Raw genomic sequence first — 13,418 nt, 5'->3', positions numbered from 1 at the left:
TCCCTCCGCCGGATCAGCCGCCGATGCGTTGCGGGCGTCCGCCGGGCAGCGCGCCGTCGGCCCGCGCCTTCAGGTAGCGGTAGATGTCGTCCAGGTGATCCATGATGTTCGGGTCGAGGCCGAAGGAGGGCATCACCTTGTCGCCGGTGGCGCCCTGGTTCTGGCGGCCGTTGACCACGACCTCCTTGAACTCGTCGTAGCTGAGGCGTTTGAGCGAGTCCGCGAGGCTGGGGGCGAAGGACGACCCCGACGCGTCGAAGCCGTGGCAGGTGTGGCAGGTCGCGTGGAAGCGGCGGTAGCCGTTGTAGGTTCCCTTGTCCACCTGACCGTCCTTGACGATGTAGGTCGGTGTTCCGTCGGGGGTCGTCGGCGCGTCCTGCGCCAGGGCGGCGAAACAGGCGACGGTGCCCACCGTCAGCGCACCGGTCAGCAAGCCAAGTCTGCGTTTCATGGATATCGAGATCCTCGCCCGGAAGCCGGGTCCCAGTGAATGCCGAAGGCTCTGAAGCAAAGCCCCCGGTGCGTTGCGGCACCGGGGGCAGGTCTGCCGATCACTTCTGGTCCGGAACGTGGAACACCGTCAGGACGCCGCCGAGCTGGGTGTATTCGCCCAGCGACTGGTGGGCGCCCACCGCGCCGAGGCCGGCGGTCGCCACCCCTCCGCCCTCGGTGTGGCCGGGATGGACGGCGTTGTGCCACGCTTGCGCCCCGGCCTCCTGGGTCAGGCCCGCGGCGAGGCCGATGCCGGCCCAGCCGCCGACGCCCGACAGGACGGCCACATACTGCTTGCCGTTGTGGGTGTAGGTGTTGATGTTGCCGATGATGCCGGACGGGGTCTTGAACCGCCACAGCTCCTTGCCGTCCTTCATGTCGACGGCGACGAGGTAGCCTTCGAGCGTCCCGTAATAGGCGACGCCGCCCTTGGTGGACAAAGCGCCGCTCCACACCGCGAAGCGCTCCGGCCGCGACCAGACGATCTTCCCGGCCGCCGCGTCCCAGGCGATGAAGTTGCCCATGCCGCCGTGCGAGTTCGGCGTCGGGTACATCGACACGGTCGAACCGACATAGGCCTGCCCCGCCGTGTAGGAGACGGAGAACGGCTCGTAGTCCATGCAGATGTGGTTGGTCGGGACGTAGAACAGCCCGGTGTCCGGCGAGAAGGAGGCCGGCTGCTGGTCCTTGCTGCCGAGCGCCGCCGGGCACACGGCGGCGGTGTTCTTGTCCTCGCCGTTGGCGAAGGTGCTGTATTTGTCGACGACGTTCGGCCGTCCGGTCTTCATGTCGACGTCGGTCGCCCAGTTGACCGTCGGATCGAACTTCTGCGCGACGAGCAGCTCGCCGGTCGCCCGGTCCAGCGTGTAGGCGAAGCCGTTGCGGTCGAAGTTGACCAGCACCTTGCGCTGCTGGCCGTTCATGGGGATGTCGGCGAGGATGTTCTCGTTCACTCCGTCGAAGTCCCATTCATCGAAGGGCGTCTTCTGGTAGACCCACTTCGCCTCACCGGTGTCGGGATCGCGGGCGAAGATGGTCATCGACCATTTGTTGTCGCTCTTGGCCCGATCCTTGTCGACGGCCCGCTGCGTCGGGTTCCAGGTGCCGGGGTTGCCGGTGCCGTAATAGATCAGGTTGAGCGCCGGATCGTAGGTGTACCAGCCCCAGGTGGTCCCGCCGCCGCGCTTCCATTCCTCGCCCGGCCAGGTCGAGACGCCGAGGTCCTTCTGCCCGATCGGCTTGCCCATCATCATCGTCTTCGACGGGTCGATCTTCACGTCGGCGTCGGGACCGGTCGAAAAGGCCCGCCACACCATCTTGCCGCTGTTGGTGTCGTAGGCCGTCAGATGCCCGCGCACGCCGAACTCGCCGCCGCTGATGCCGACAAAGACCTTGTCCTTGACCACCAGCGGGGCCGCCGTCAGGGTCTCGCCCTTGGTGTGGTCGCCGTTCTTGGCCTTCCAGACCTCTTTGCCGGTCTTGGCGTCGAGCGCCACCAGCGTGTTGTCCGCCTGGGCCAGGAAGACCTTGCCATCGGCGACCGCGACGCCGCGGTTGACGGTGTCGCAGCACATCACCGGAATGACGGTCGGGTCCTGGACCGATTCATATTTCCAGATGACCCGCCCCGGGTTGTTGAGGTCCAGCGCGAAGACCTTGTTGGGGAACGGCGTGTGAATGTACATCACGTCGCCGACGACGATCGGCCCGCCCTCATGGCCGCGCAGAACCCCGGTGGAGAACGACCACGCAACCTGGAGATTCTTGACGTTGTTGGTGGTGATCTGGTCGAGCGGGCTGTACCGCTGCCCGGCATAGTTGCCGAGCTGGGACGCCCAGTTGTTGGGGTTCGCTTCATTCTTGAGAATACTGTCGTTCGCAGAAACCGAGCCGGCTGCGACGACAGCAACAGACGCCAGAAGCCAGCGAGACAATACCTTCATGACGATCCCTCCCGTGATGGCGCTTATTGTTTACCCAAAAACCAATGGGCTTCTTGCTTATGAGCGCAGCGCTGAGTGCAAAAGGGCGTTGTCGCGCGGATGTTGTCGCGCGGTATGTTCGGTTCTGAATTCAATATTCAGAAAAGCTGACGCCAAATTGGTACTTAATGCTATATTGGGACCATCTTCTCGTCAAGGCTCTGCCGAATAGAAAACGTCAAACAATCGCCTTGCGCCAGATTTATCCGAGACCGACCGCAAATTGGAGGTAAGTGGATAATCCTTCAAAACAAGATTTTGTAATTTATTTATTTGCAGTTTTGAACGCGAATTTTGTGCAGGGCAGCAATATTTGCTGCAAAGCAGCGTGGCCCGATCCGTGACGCCGGCTGTTGATGCATGCGTTCCGGCCTTCGTCCGCCTTGGCGGAAACGCCGAAGGCGCCGGCTTATCGAGCTTTCGCACAGGAAACGCGAACCATGTTTGAACTGGTTCTGGTGATTTGTCTGGCCGTGCGGCCGGACCACTGCGCCATCGAGCGTCCACTCTCCTTCGAACGGTACCCGACCGCGGTCGAATGCACGCACAACAGCTACGCCCACGTCGTGCATTGGCTCATGGAGCATCCCAACTGGAACGTCCGCCAATGGCGGTGCGAGCAGCCCGGGGCCTGACGCCAGCGCAGGTTGCTTCAAGGATACGAAAGACTTCACTCAACGTTCCGTTGACCTGCGGCGCGCCGACTCCAGACTTGCGCGAAGGCTGATCTGGACCTTGCGGCCCGTTCCGTTTCATCCGTTGCACCAACGGCTTTGCAAACTCCCAACCTTTAGGCATTGGTTAACCTTCGATGCCTAATGATTCGGCGCCCTGTGGTTCAGCTCATTTCCGAGCAGCCGGAATCGCGCAATCCTGTCCTCGTCCTGGGCATGGCATGCGGCTTGCTCTCGCTGATCCACACGATGTTGGCACAGCTGTGCCGTTGCGTTTTGGAGCGCCCGATGTTTGTTACCCTGTCGATGATCTTCTGCCTGGCGTCCGACCCGACCCAGTGCCGGACCATCAACCCGATGGTTCCCGACACCGAACCCCTGACCATGTCGAGCTGCCCGATCGCCGGTCAGATCGAGAGCGCCAAGTGGATCAACGATCACCCGAAGTACGAGCTTCAGCGCATCCAATGCACGGTGGGCAAGCGGTTCAAGCAGCAGGGTGCGTGAGGGTTTGACGGGGGACGGTTCGGTGTCGTCTCACGCCAGCGCCGCGGCCCGACGCAAGTCGGCCACGAACTCCGCCTGCGCCCGCCGCCGCTCCTCGTCTCCCGGAAGCCTCAGCAGGTAGGAGGGGTGGACGGTGACGAAGCCGTCCCACCCGTCGAAGGCCATCGGCCCGCGTTCGCGCAGCACCGAAACGGACCGGCCGGCCAGCGCCAGGGCCGCGGTGGCTCCCAGCGCGACGACGAGGCGGGGACGGACGAAGCCTAGCTCCGTCATCAGCCACCAGCGGTAATGCTTGACCTCGCCGGCGGTGGGGGACTGGTGGATGCGCCGCTTGCCGCGCTGGACGAATTTGAAATGCTTGACGGCGTTGGTCAGGTAAAGACCGCCGCGGTCGATGCCGGCTTCCTCCAGCGCGGCGGTCAGCAACTGGCCGGCGGGGCCGACGAAGGGCCGGCCGTCGCGGTCCTCCTGGTCACCCGGCTGCTCGCCGACGATGGCGATGACCGCACCCTCCGGCCCCTCGCCCAGCACCGCCTGCGTCGCGCCCGGCACCAGCGGTTCGGAGCGTTGGATCAGGCGGTTCAGTTCGGCGAGGCTTTCCGGGGCCTGCCGGGCCATCGCCGCCACCGCCTTTTCGGGCATGCGGCGGCGCGGGATGGCGGCCTCCGCCTCCAGCATCGCCTGAACGCGGGCGGGGGCGGAGCGGACCATGGCCGGGATGGCCGCCGTCTCCGGCATGTTGGCCCAGTATTTGCGCGGCATCTCCGCCCGCATGGCCGTCGGGTTGACCCGAGCGGGATTGAAGGTGCTCTCGTAATAGCGCAGCCAGCCCTCGGCGAAGCGGTCGTCGGCCAGGGAGTCCGGACGCTCCGTGGGCGGGCCGGTCATCAGGTGTTGGCGGTCCCAGTGCAACGAGCCCTTCGGCGTCAGGATCGTCCACACCATACTTTCGAAACGCTCGACGAAGAAGGGAGCGACCGCCTCGACGATGTGATGGTCGGGCTCGAACCACGCGACGTAACGTTCTCCGCCGTCCGGGTCCCGTAGGGCGCGGAAGCGCAGGAAAGCGTGCATCTTGTGGATGTCCCGGCGCACCGCTTTGTCGAGCCGCTCCAGCCGGTGCACCAGCGGGTCGGCGTGCTGGTCGAGCAGAGCCCGCTCACCGTTCAGCACCCGCCAGACCAGCCGGTAGAGCAGGGCGTAGCGTTCCGGATCGCCGTGGCAGACGACGGTTTCGATCAGTTGCCCGACCGCCTGGGGCAGGAAGACCGGGGCGCCGTTTTCGGAAGCGGGGGCTTCGTCGCCGAACAGCGACGGCGCGCCGACGCTCCACAGCACCTCGTCGGGCGCCGTCCGGGCGGCGGCGAGGCGGCGCACCGCCCGGCGGAAGCCGTCGAGGTCCGCCCCCTCCCGCAAGGTGATCGTGTGCATCGTCAGAACAGGCTCAGTTGACTGGACGGCGTGACCAAGCGCTGGCGCAGGTCCAGCCGGTCGGTCAGCCCGCCCACGGGATGGTAATCGGCGGCGATCAGGAAGGGGCGGGCGCGGCGCAGCCCGCTCGACAGCCTCCCCAGATCCTCCATGCGCAGGCGGGTGTGGCGGCGCGCCGACAGGATCTTGTCGACGGCGCGCGCACCCAGCCCCGGCACCCGCAACAGCATCTCGCGGTCGGCGCGGTTGACGTCGACCGGGAAGCGCTCCCGGTTCTTCAGCGCCCAGGCCAGCTTGGGGTCAATGCCGAGGTCGAGCATCCCACCCTCGCCGCCGGACGCGATCTCCTCCACCGTGAAGCCGTAGTAGCGCAGCAGCCAGTCGGCCTGGTACAGCCGGTTCTCCCGTTGCAGCGGCGGCGGCTTGACCGGCAGCACCGAACTGGCCTCCGGGATCGGGCTGAAGGCGGAATAATAGACGCGGCGCAGCCCGTAGCGCTGGTAGAGCGTGCCGCTGGTCTCCAGGACAGAGCGGTCGGTGGCGTCGTCGGCGCCGACGATCAACTGGGTGCTCTGGCCGGCGGGGGAGAAGCGGCGGCGTTCCTCCTTGGCCTCGACGATGCGCTCGTTGACCTGCCCCATCACCGCCTTGATGGTGCCGCCGTTCTTCTCCGGCGCGAAGGCCTTCAGGCTGTGGTCGGTGGGAAGTTCGAGGTTGATCGACAGACGGTCGGCCCACAGCCCGGCCTGCTCGATCAGCCAGGGGCTGGCTTCGGGAATGGTCTTCAGGTGGATGTAGCCGGCAAAGCCGTGGTCGCGCCGCAGCGTCCGCGCCACCAGCATCATCTGCTCCATCGTGTGGTCCGGCGAGCGGATGATGCCGGAGGACAGGAACAGCCCCTCGATGCAGTTGCGCTTGTAGAAGCCCAGCGTCAGGTCCACCACCTCCGCCACCGTGAAGCGGGCGCGGCGGACGTTGGAGGAGCGCCGGTTGATGCAGTACACGCAGTCGAACAGGCAGTGGTTGGTCAGCAGGATTTTCAGGAGCGAGACGCAGCGCCCGTCCGGCGTGTAGGCGTGGCAGATGCCGGCGCCGGTTGTCGAGCCCAGCCCCTCCTTGCCGCCGCTGCGCGGCTTGGCGCCGGACGAGGCGCAGGAGGCGTCGTATTTCGCCGCATCGGCCAAAATGCCGAGCTTCTCGATCAAGGCGTCGTCCATCGTCCCATCCCACGCTGCTTGTGTGTTCTTAATATGTTCTCATGAGGTGGAGAGGCAAGCGGCGAGTGCGGCGCTGGGTGGGACAAAGTCCGATCAGGGGCTCTGTGGCAATCTTGGATGGCAGCGAAGCGGGACCACATATCCGGGATGACCAACAATCCGCCGTTCCGGCTCGGCCGCCGTACCGTCCTCGCCGCCACCGTTGCCTCCCTCGGCTGTGCCCTGGCGCGCCCGCTGCTTGCCGCCCAACCCGTGGCCGGGGCCGCGTTCGACCCGGCCTTGCTGGACAGGGCGGTCAAACGGGCGGCGGGGCTCGACCAGATCCACGCGCTGGTCATCGGGCGGAACGGCGCGGTGGTGTCGGCGGAGGCCTTTCGGGGGCCGGCGGTGAACCGCGCCGTCAACGTCAAGTCGGTGTCCAAGACCATCGCCGCCTCGCTCGCCGGCATCGCCATCGACCGCGGGGTCCTGCGCGGCGTCGATGTCACCCTTGCCGAGGCGGCGCCGGGGCTGGTTCCGGCGGCCGTCGATCCGCGGGTGCGCCGGATCACCATCGCCGACCTTCTGACCATGCAGGCCGGTTTGGAGCCGACCTCCGGGCCGGGCTACGGCCGCTGGATCAACAGCCGCAATTGGGTTGTCGACGCGCTGCGCCGTCCCTTCGTCACCGAGCCGGGCGCGCGGATGCTTTACTCGACCGGGAGCTACCATTTGCTGGGTGCGGCGCTGTCCAGCGCGTCGGGGCGCAGCCTGCTGTCCCTGGCGCGGGACTGGCTGGGCGAGCCGCTGGGGATCGAGGTGCCGTCCTGGACGCGCGACCCACAGGGCTTCTATCTCGGCGGCAACAACATGGCGCTGTCGCCGCTCGACCTCTTCCGCTTCGGCGAGCTGTGGCGGCAGGGCGGGCAGTGGAACGGGCAGCCGGTCATCAGCGCCGCCTGGGTGCGGGATTCCTGGGTGCCGCGCACGCGCTCCCCCTTCTCCGGCGACGACTACGGGTACGGCTGGTTCCTCGCCAAGGCGAAGGGGCACCGCATCGCCTACGCGCGCGGCTATGGTGGGCAGATGCTTTATCTCGTGCCCGGCCTGGGGTTGACCGTCGTCGTCACCTCCGACCCCGGCCGGCCGGCGCGGTCGGACGGCCATGTCGGCCTTCTCAACGCCCTGCTGACCGACGCGATCATCCCGGCGGCGGAAATGGCCTGACCGGCCGGCGGGTCAGGCGGAGAGATCACCGCTGCGCAACCGCTGCATCACGTTCCGTCGCGGCAGCCAAGCCACCAGCACGGCCCCGACCGCCGCCATCGCGGCGACGGTGCCGAGGAAGGCGGCCAGGGGAACAGCGCCTCCGGGCAGGGGCGCGCCGTCGGCAAGGGTGGCGACCACTGCCGCGCCGCCGACCCAGCCGAGCGGCACCGCGACCGCGGCGACCGCGGCGCCCAGGATGGCGAACTCTAGCACCACCGCCTGGACCATGGAACGCCGTCCGACCCCGAGGGCGTGCAGGATTGCCATCTCGTGAAGCCGCCGCCGGGCGCTGCTGGCGATGGCGCCGAGAAGGACCACGGCCGCCGCGCCGAGGGCGACGGCGGACAGGCCGTCGAGAAGCCCGCGCACGCTTTGGACGGTCGAACCGAGCGTGTCCAGCACCGCCGACACGCGGATCGTGGGGGCTTGCGGGACTGCCTGCGCCACCGCCTCTTCCACTGTGGGGACCGCTTCGGGCGGTGACCAGACGGCGGCGACGAGGCTGTGCGGCGGCGGTTCGGGGAAGGGGGAGAGGAGCACCGGAAAATCCAGGTCGAGCCGCGTCCAGTCGATGCGCCGGAGGTTGGCGACCGTCGCGGTCACCGGCCCGCTCGCCAGGGCCAGCGTGAGACTGTCCCCCACCGCCAGCCCCAGCCGGCGAGCCACCTGCGCGTCCAGTGAGGCGAGCGGAGGGCCGGTATAGCCCTCCGGCCACCAACTCCCCGCGACGATCCGGTCGGTGGCGGCGGGGCGGTCGCGCCAGGACAGGCCGCGGTCGCCGCGCACCGCCCAGCCGACGGAGCGCGGGGCGTCCGCCTCGGTGATGGCGCCGCCGTTGAGACGGCTGATCCGGGCGTGCAGGAAGGGCGCCGTCTCGACCCGTCCGACGCCGGGCAGGGCGGACAGGCGCTCGCTCAAGCCGATGCCGTCCGGCGGGGGAACGTTCAGCACGACGACGGAGGGCGTCTGCGCCGGCAGCGTCGCCACGACATGGCTGGTGGCCGACCGTCCGACCACGCCGACCGCCACCAGCAGGGTCAGGCCGATGCCCAGCGCCACGGCCACCGGAACCGTCGGCGCGCCGGGCCGCCCGAGGTTGGCGACGGCCAGCCGGACCACCGGTCGCCGTCCGCGCGCCAGTCCGCGTGCCATGCTGGCGAGCCCCCGCCCCAGCAACGCGAACCCCGCCGCGACCAGCCCGGCGAGGAGCAGGAAGCCGGCGACCGCGAGTGGCATGCCCGTCCAGGCAACGAGCAGACCGGCGAGCGCCAGCCCGAGCATCGCGACGGCGCCACGAGGCTGCCACCCCAACGGCTGGGACAGGCCGTCCGCCGCCCCCCGCCAGATCGCCGCGGGGCTGGTCCCGGCGGCGCGGGCCAGCGGCGGCACGGCGCAGAGCAGCGCCGCCAGAAGCCCGACCGCTCCCGCCAGCAGCAAGGCCGCCGGATCGACGGCACCGCCCGGTTCCGGCATCCAGTCGAGCGGCAGCGCGTTCACCGCTATGGCGGCCAGGGCGGCGCCGGTCGTCACGCCGATCAGCAGCGCCACGCCGACCACGGCCAGTGTCTGCACCAGGAAGGCGGTGAAGAGAAGGCGAGGCGAGCCGCCCAGCGCCTTCAGCGTCGCCAGGACCGGCAACCGCCGGGCAAGGTGCGCCGACAGCGCCCGGCCAATGCCGACGCCGGCGATCAGCAGGATGGACAGCGACCCCAAAAGGAACAGCCCGCGGGCGAGGTGCACGGTGCGGTCCACGCCCGGAATGCCGTGCGAGGCGTCGACGATCCGCCATCCGGCGTCGGGGAAGCGGTCTTCCAGATCGCGCAGGACGGCGTCGGACCGGACGGATTCGGGCAGGACGAGGCGATAATACCAGTAGACGGGCATACCCGGCTCTGCGAGGCCCGTCGCGTCCAGCGCTCGGCGGTCGATGACGACGCGCGGGCCGAGGGAGAAGGCGCGGAAGGCCCGGTCCGGCTCATGCTCCAGCACGGCGCGGATCGCGACCTCGGCGGTTCCGAGCCGCAGCGGGTCGCCGATGCCCAGCGCCAGCGCGTCGAGGAGGTCGGCGGACACCGCCGCGCCCCAAAGCCCGTCCCGATGGGCCAGAGCCTTGGCCAGGGACGGGGTGCCGGATACTGCGGCCGTGCCGACCAGCGGGTAACTTCCTTCGACCGCCTTCAACTCGACCAGTGCGCGGGCGCCGCCGGTCACCGTCGAGGCGACGGGCCGCAGTTCCGCGGTCTCGCCGACCCTGCCCATCGTGTCGAGGACGGCCCTTTGCTCCGGCGTGGCCGGTGCGTGGAACAGGCGCAGGGAGAGGTCACCGCCGACCGCTTCGCGCGCGGTGGCCCGCATCCCCTCCAGCACGCCGCCGCTGAGCGAGCCGACGGCAGCCATCATGGCCGTCCCCAGCGCCACCCCCAGGACGACGATCCAAAGTCCGGCGACGCCGCCCCGCAGGTCCCGCCAAGCCAGCCGCAACGCGATGCGCAGATGAGTCATGGCGGACATATCGTGAAGGTCCCGCCGGCCGGCAACCGGTTCCATTGCCTACGACGTCCCTCTCCCGTCCCGGGAGAGGGAAGGGGCCCGCGCGAAGCGTGGGAAGGGTGAGGGTGAAGCCGAGAATCAGCGCCCTGATCCTCGCACGACCCTCACCCGGCTCTCAGCGGATGCCATAGGCATCCGCCTGTCGCCGTCAGCGCTGGCTTTCAGCCAGTGCGAGAGGCGCCTTCGGCGCCACCCTCTCCCGGGGCGGGAGAGGGATTGGGCGCCAGATGCAGCCGCCGCCGGTGACGGGGCGGCAGGGGATGGGCGGATTGGACCGCCGCCAGGGCACGCAGGCGCTCCGCCAGGGCGGGCGGGAAGGGCGTCACCTTGCGGGTGCCCAGATCGACGTGGATCGACAGCTGCTCCATGGTCGCGGCGACCGTCCCGTCGTCGGCTCGCCGGATCTCCAGCAGGCTCAGCAGCCGCTTGTCGTCGGCGTCGAGCAGCCGCAGGGCCACTTGCAGGGGCGTTCCGGCGCGCAGCTCCCGCCGGTAATGCACCGCCACATCGACCACGAACAGGCCGAACCCCTCGTCCCGCGTGTAGGTCTCGCCCAGCCCCCACTGTTCCATAAGGGCGTAACCGACCTCGTCGAACAAGGCGACGTAGCGCACCATGTTCATATGGCCGTAAAGGTCGATCCAGCTTTCGTCGACGGTGTGCACGCCGGACAGCAGGATGTCGGATGGCAGGATGTCCGGCGGCAGGGCGTGGTCCTGGGTCATGGGGTGCCTTGGAGTGGGGAGGTCTGGTCCGGCGGGAACACCCCGCGCAGCCATTGCCGGATGGCCGAGATGACCGGCGTGTTCCAGCGGTGGACCGGGGCGATGAAGTAATAGCCGCCGATGGTCACGTTGCTGTCGACCATCTCCACCAGCTCGCCGTTGGCCAGCGGTTCGGTCACCAGCAGATCGCTGACCAGGGCCACGCCACGCCCCAGCCGGGCCGCCTCGATGGTCAGATGCGCCTGCCACAGCCGGGGGCCGCGCAGCCGGGGGATGTCGGCGATGCCGGCCTCCTCCAGCCAGGCTTCCCACATGCCGGTGGACTGCTCGTGGATCAGCGGCAGGCCGACGAGGTCGGCGGGCGTGCGCACGTCGGGGTAGCGCGCCTTGAACTCCGGACTGGCGATGGCGAGGATGCGCGGCCGCGCGAACATCTCCGAGCGCAGCCCGTCGGCGACGGAGCCGCCGTCCTCCAGATACATGATCTCGGCGTCGGCCTCCTCCCGGCTGAAGTCGGGACGGGTCGAGGTCGGCTGAAGGATCACCTCGCGCCCGGTCAGAGCCTCCTCCAACTCGGGCAGGCGGGCGAGCAGGCAGCGCGACGCCAGCCCCGCCAGACAGCAGATGTGCACCGCCTCCATCCCGCCGTTGCGCAGCTCGTTGCTCGCCTCGCCGATCAGGTCGAAGGCGCGGCGCAGCTGGGCGGCGTAGCGGATGCCTTCGCGGGTCAGGGACAGGCCGCGCCCCGACTTCGCCACCAGCTTCACCCCCACCGCCTGTTCCAGATTCTGGATGTGGCGCGACACCACCGTGTGGGACACCGCCAGCTCGTCGGCGGCGGCCCGCACCGTGCCCTGACGGGCGAAGATGTCGAAGGCGCGGAGCGCGAGAAGGGGCGGAAGGCGGCGCGCCATGCGGACCTTTGGGCTGTGGACGGAAGCCGGGGCAAGGCTGGGAGCGATCCCGGCGGCGGTGATCCCGGCGGCAGTATGAAACATTTCCGCCAGCACCGCACGCGCCCCTTCGCCCGCCACCCGCCGCTCTCCCCCCGCGCCGCCGGCCATCACACCACCGCGTCGCGACGGAAGGCGCCGATCTCGTCGGGGCTGAAGCCGAGATCCGCCAGGATGGCGTCGGTGTGCTCGCCCAGCCGCGGCGCCGGGCTCTCCGCCGGCAGCGGGGCCTCCGGCATGGTGATCGGGACGGCGGCGAAGCGCTTGCCCGAGCCCTCCGGCACCTCCACGACCATCTTGCGGTGGACCACCTGGGGATCGTTCAGCGCGTCCGGCACGCTGTTGATCGGGCTGGCCGGCACGTCGGCGTCCTCCATCGCGTCCAGCCACGCGTCGCGCCCGCGGGTGAGGAAGACCTCGCGCAGCAGCGGCTCCAGCTCCGCATGGTTGGCGTTGCGGGCCGAACCTGTGGGGAAGCGCGGGTCGGACAGCAGATGCTCCAGCCCCATGGCGCGGCACATCCGGTCCCACTGCTCATTGGTGTCGACGCAGATGGCGATCGGCTTGTCGGCGGTGGGGAAGGCCTGGAAGGGGGCGATCAGCGGGTGGCGGCTGCCCAACGCCCGCGGCGTCTCTCCGGCGTTCAGGAAACGGGCGATGGCGTTCTCCATCAGGGCGAGCTGGCAATCCAGCATCGCCACGTCGATGAAGCTGCCCTCGCCGCTGCTCGCCCGCTTCTGCAGGGCGGCGAGGATGCCGACGGCGGCGAACAGGCTCGATCCGATGTCGCCGATCGACGCGCCGACCCGGCAGGGATCGCCGCCCGGCTCGCCGGTGATGCTCATCATGCCGGACATCGCCTGGGCCACCACGTCGAAGCAAGGGCGGTGGCGGTAGGGGCCGTCCTGTCCGAAGCCGGAGATCGAGGCGTAGACCAGCCGCGGATTGACCGTCTTCAGATCGTTGTAGCCCAGCCCCAGCCGGTCCATCGCCCCGGCCCGGTTGTTCTCCACCAGCACGTCGCTGGTGGCGACAATTTTTTTGAAAATCTCCTTCCCCTTTTCCTCCTTCAAGTTGAGAGTCAGACTCCGCTTGTTGCGGTTGACGCTGAGGAAGTAAATGCTTTCCTCCTCGCTGAAGGGAGCAATGATGCGGGTGAAATCGCCCTTGCCGGGACGCTCGATCTTGATGACCTCCGCCCCCAGCGCGCCGAGCAGCCACGTGCTGTAGGGGCCGGCCAACATGTGCGTGAGATCGACCACGCGCACGCCGGCCAAGGGGCCTTCGCGGCGTTGCGTATCGGTGTTGAGCATGCATGATCCTTCGGATGGCCGGACGCCGCGCAGGCGGTCCGGGCGGGGCCGCGCGCCCGGCTGGAAACCGGTCCGGTCCAGGGCGGCGGCGGGAATGCGATACCCAAAGGCTTGCGCCACGGCGGCCGGAAAACAATCGCTTAGTTTGGCCCAATCCGGTGCATGGAAGGCACCGTTCCGCGGATTTGCCCTGTGTGGTATTGGTGCGTTCTGTGCACCGGACCGCATCGTTTTTTCTGCTTGTGACACGAACTGTGTCCGGTAGTCTTGATCTTGCCGGGAGCGGATCGGCCTGATCGAAATCTCTGCCGGACATCGCATAGTCT

Annotated in this window: 11 protein-coding genes; 3 read left to right on the top strand and 8 right to left on the bottom strand. The window is 68.7% G+C overall.

Annotation, left to right across the window (positions count from 1 at the left end; translation table 11 throughout):
• Positions 1–13: 13 nt before the first annotated feature.
• Positions 14–451: a c-type cytochrome gene (locus ABAZ39_RS24840; RefSeq protein ID WP_079285669.1), complete on the bottom strand. Its 438-nt coding sequence runs from the start codon at positions 449–451 to the stop codon at positions 14–16.
• A gap of 100 nt (positions 452–551) precedes the next feature.
• Entirely contained in the window at positions 552–2,435 is a 1,884-nt protein-coding gene (locus ABAZ39_RS24835; RefSeq protein WP_040136611.1) for a methanol/ethanol family PQQ-dependent dehydrogenase, read from the bottom strand.
• A gap of 479 nt (positions 2,436–2,914) precedes the next feature.
• Here ABAZ39_RS24835 and ABAZ39_RS24830 point away from each other — a divergent pair, with 479 nt between their 5' ends.
• Together ABAZ39_RS24830 and ABAZ39_RS34745 are read left to right on the top strand one after the other, a co-directional pair.
• A complete protein-coding gene (locus tag ABAZ39_RS24830) occupies positions 2,915–3,109 on the top strand; it encodes a hypothetical protein (RefSeq protein ID WP_040136610.1) in 195 nt (64 codons plus the stop codon).
• 327 nt (positions 3,110–3,436) lie between these two features.
• Positions 3,437–3,655, top strand: coding sequence for a hypothetical protein (locus tag ABAZ39_RS34745; RefSeq protein WP_035680398.1), 219 nt, complete (start codon positions 3,437–3,439; stop codon positions 3,653–3,655).
• A gap of 30 nt (positions 3,656–3,685) precedes the next feature.
• On the opposite strand, the gene ABAZ39_RS24820 is transcribed toward ABAZ39_RS34745, so the two are convergent.
• Entirely contained in the window at positions 3,686–5,086 is a 1,401-nt protein-coding gene (locus ABAZ39_RS24820; protein WP_040136605.1) for a UdgX family uracil-DNA binding protein, read from the bottom strand.
• A 2-nt stretch (positions 5,087–5,088) separates the two neighbouring features.
• A complete protein-coding gene (locus tag ABAZ39_RS24815) occupies positions 5,089–6,303 on the bottom strand; it encodes a putative DNA modification/repair radical SAM protein (RefSeq protein ID WP_040136603.1) in 1,215 nt (404 codons plus the stop codon).
• A 147-nt stretch (positions 6,304–6,450) separates the two neighbouring features.
• On the opposite strand from ABAZ39_RS24815, the gene ABAZ39_RS24810 reads away from it, so the two are divergent.
• Positions 6,451–7,509 (top strand): serine hydrolase domain-containing protein, encoded by a 1,059-nt coding sequence (locus ABAZ39_RS24810; RefSeq protein ID WP_040136601.1) that lies wholly within the window; start codon positions 6,451–6,453, stop codon positions 7,507–7,509.
• A gap of 12 nt (positions 7,510–7,521) precedes the next feature.
• Here ABAZ39_RS24810 and ABAZ39_RS24805 read toward each other — a convergent pair whose 3' ends face one another.
• The 4 genes from ABAZ39_RS24805 to ABAZ39_RS24790 form a co-directional block, all read right to left on the bottom strand.
• Positions 7,522–10,062 carry an ABC transporter permease gene (locus tag ABAZ39_RS24805; protein WP_160174857.1) on the bottom strand — a complete coding sequence of 847 codons (2,541 nt, stop codon included), beginning with the start codon at positions 10,060–10,062 and terminating at the stop codon, positions 7,522–7,524.
• Between the two features lie 200 nt (positions 10,063–10,262).
• Positions 10,263–10,826, bottom strand: coding sequence for a thioesterase family protein (locus ABAZ39_RS24800; RefSeq protein ID WP_051658506.1), 564 nt, complete (start codon positions 10,824–10,826; stop codon positions 10,263–10,265).
• Complete coding sequence (locus ABAZ39_RS24795) at positions 10,823–11,740, bottom strand: LysR substrate-binding domain-containing protein (RefSeq protein WP_051658592.1); 918 nt, start codon at positions 11,738–11,740, stop codon at positions 10,823–10,825. Before ABAZ39_RS24795 ends, ABAZ39_RS24800 begins: the two co-directional genes overlap by 4 nt.
• A gap of 149 nt (positions 11,741–11,889) precedes the next feature.
• Positions 11,890–13,092 carry a CaiB/BaiF CoA transferase family protein gene (locus ABAZ39_RS24790; RefSeq protein WP_040136597.1) on the bottom strand — a complete coding sequence of 401 codons (1,203 nt, stop codon included), beginning with the start codon at positions 13,090–13,092 and terminating at the stop codon, positions 11,890–11,892.
• Positions 13,093–13,418: the final 326 nt, after the last annotated feature.

Origin of the sequence: Azospirillum argentinense (assembly GCF_000632475.1) — a bacterium.
Classification (GTDB): Bacteria; Pseudomonadota; Alphaproteobacteria; order Azospirillales; family Azospirillaceae; genus Azospirillum; species Azospirillum baldaniorum.
The sequence above is the reverse complement of the archived record's forward strand: the minus strand, read 5'-3'. Positions and strand labels throughout refer to the sequence as shown.

What these genes read in the sequence shown, in the direction of transcription:
- ABAZ39_RS24790 (WP_040136597.1), bottom strand. Translation starts at nt 13,092, where the DNA reads ATGCTCAACACCGATACGCAACGCCGCGAAGGCCCCTTGGCCGGCGTG.
- ABAZ39_RS34745 (WP_035680398.1), top strand. Translation starts at nt 3,437, where the DNA reads ATGTTTGTTACCCTGTCGATGATCTTCTGCCTGGCGTCCGACCCGACC.
- ABAZ39_RS24815 (WP_040136603.1), bottom strand. Translation starts at nt 6,303, where the DNA reads ATGGACGACGCCTTGATCGAGAAGCTCGGCATTTTGGCCGATGCGGCG.
- ABAZ39_RS24830 (WP_040136610.1), top strand. Translation starts at nt 2,915, where the DNA reads ATGTTTGAACTGGTTCTGGTGATTTGTCTGGCCGTGCGGCCGGACCAC.
- ABAZ39_RS24820 (WP_040136605.1), bottom strand. Translation starts at nt 5,086, where the DNA reads ATGCACACGATCACCTTGCGGGAGGGGGCGGACCTCGACGGCTTCCGC.
- ABAZ39_RS24835 (WP_040136611.1), bottom strand. Translation starts at nt 2,435, where the DNA reads ATGAAGGTATTGTCTCGCTGGCTTCTGGCGTCTGTTGCTGTCGTCGCA.
- ABAZ39_RS24800 (WP_051658506.1), bottom strand. Translation starts at nt 10,826, where the DNA reads ATGACCCAGGACCACGCCCTGCCGCCGGACATCCTGCCATCCGACATC.
- ABAZ39_RS24805 (WP_160174857.1), bottom strand. Translation starts at nt 10,062, where the DNA reads ATGTCCGCCATGACTCATCTGCGCATCGCGTTGCGGCTGGCTTGGCGG.
- ABAZ39_RS24810 (WP_040136601.1), top strand. Translation starts at nt 6,451, where the DNA reads ATGACCAACAATCCGCCGTTCCGGCTCGGCCGCCGTACCGTCCTCGCC.
- ABAZ39_RS24795 (WP_051658592.1), bottom strand. Translation starts at nt 11,740, where the DNA reads ATGGCGCGCCGCCTTCCGCCCCTTCTCGCGCTCCGCGCCTTCGACATC.
- ABAZ39_RS24840 (WP_079285669.1), bottom strand. Translation starts at nt 451, where the DNA reads ATGAAACGCAGACTTGGCTTGCTGACCGGTGCGCTGACGGTGGGCACC.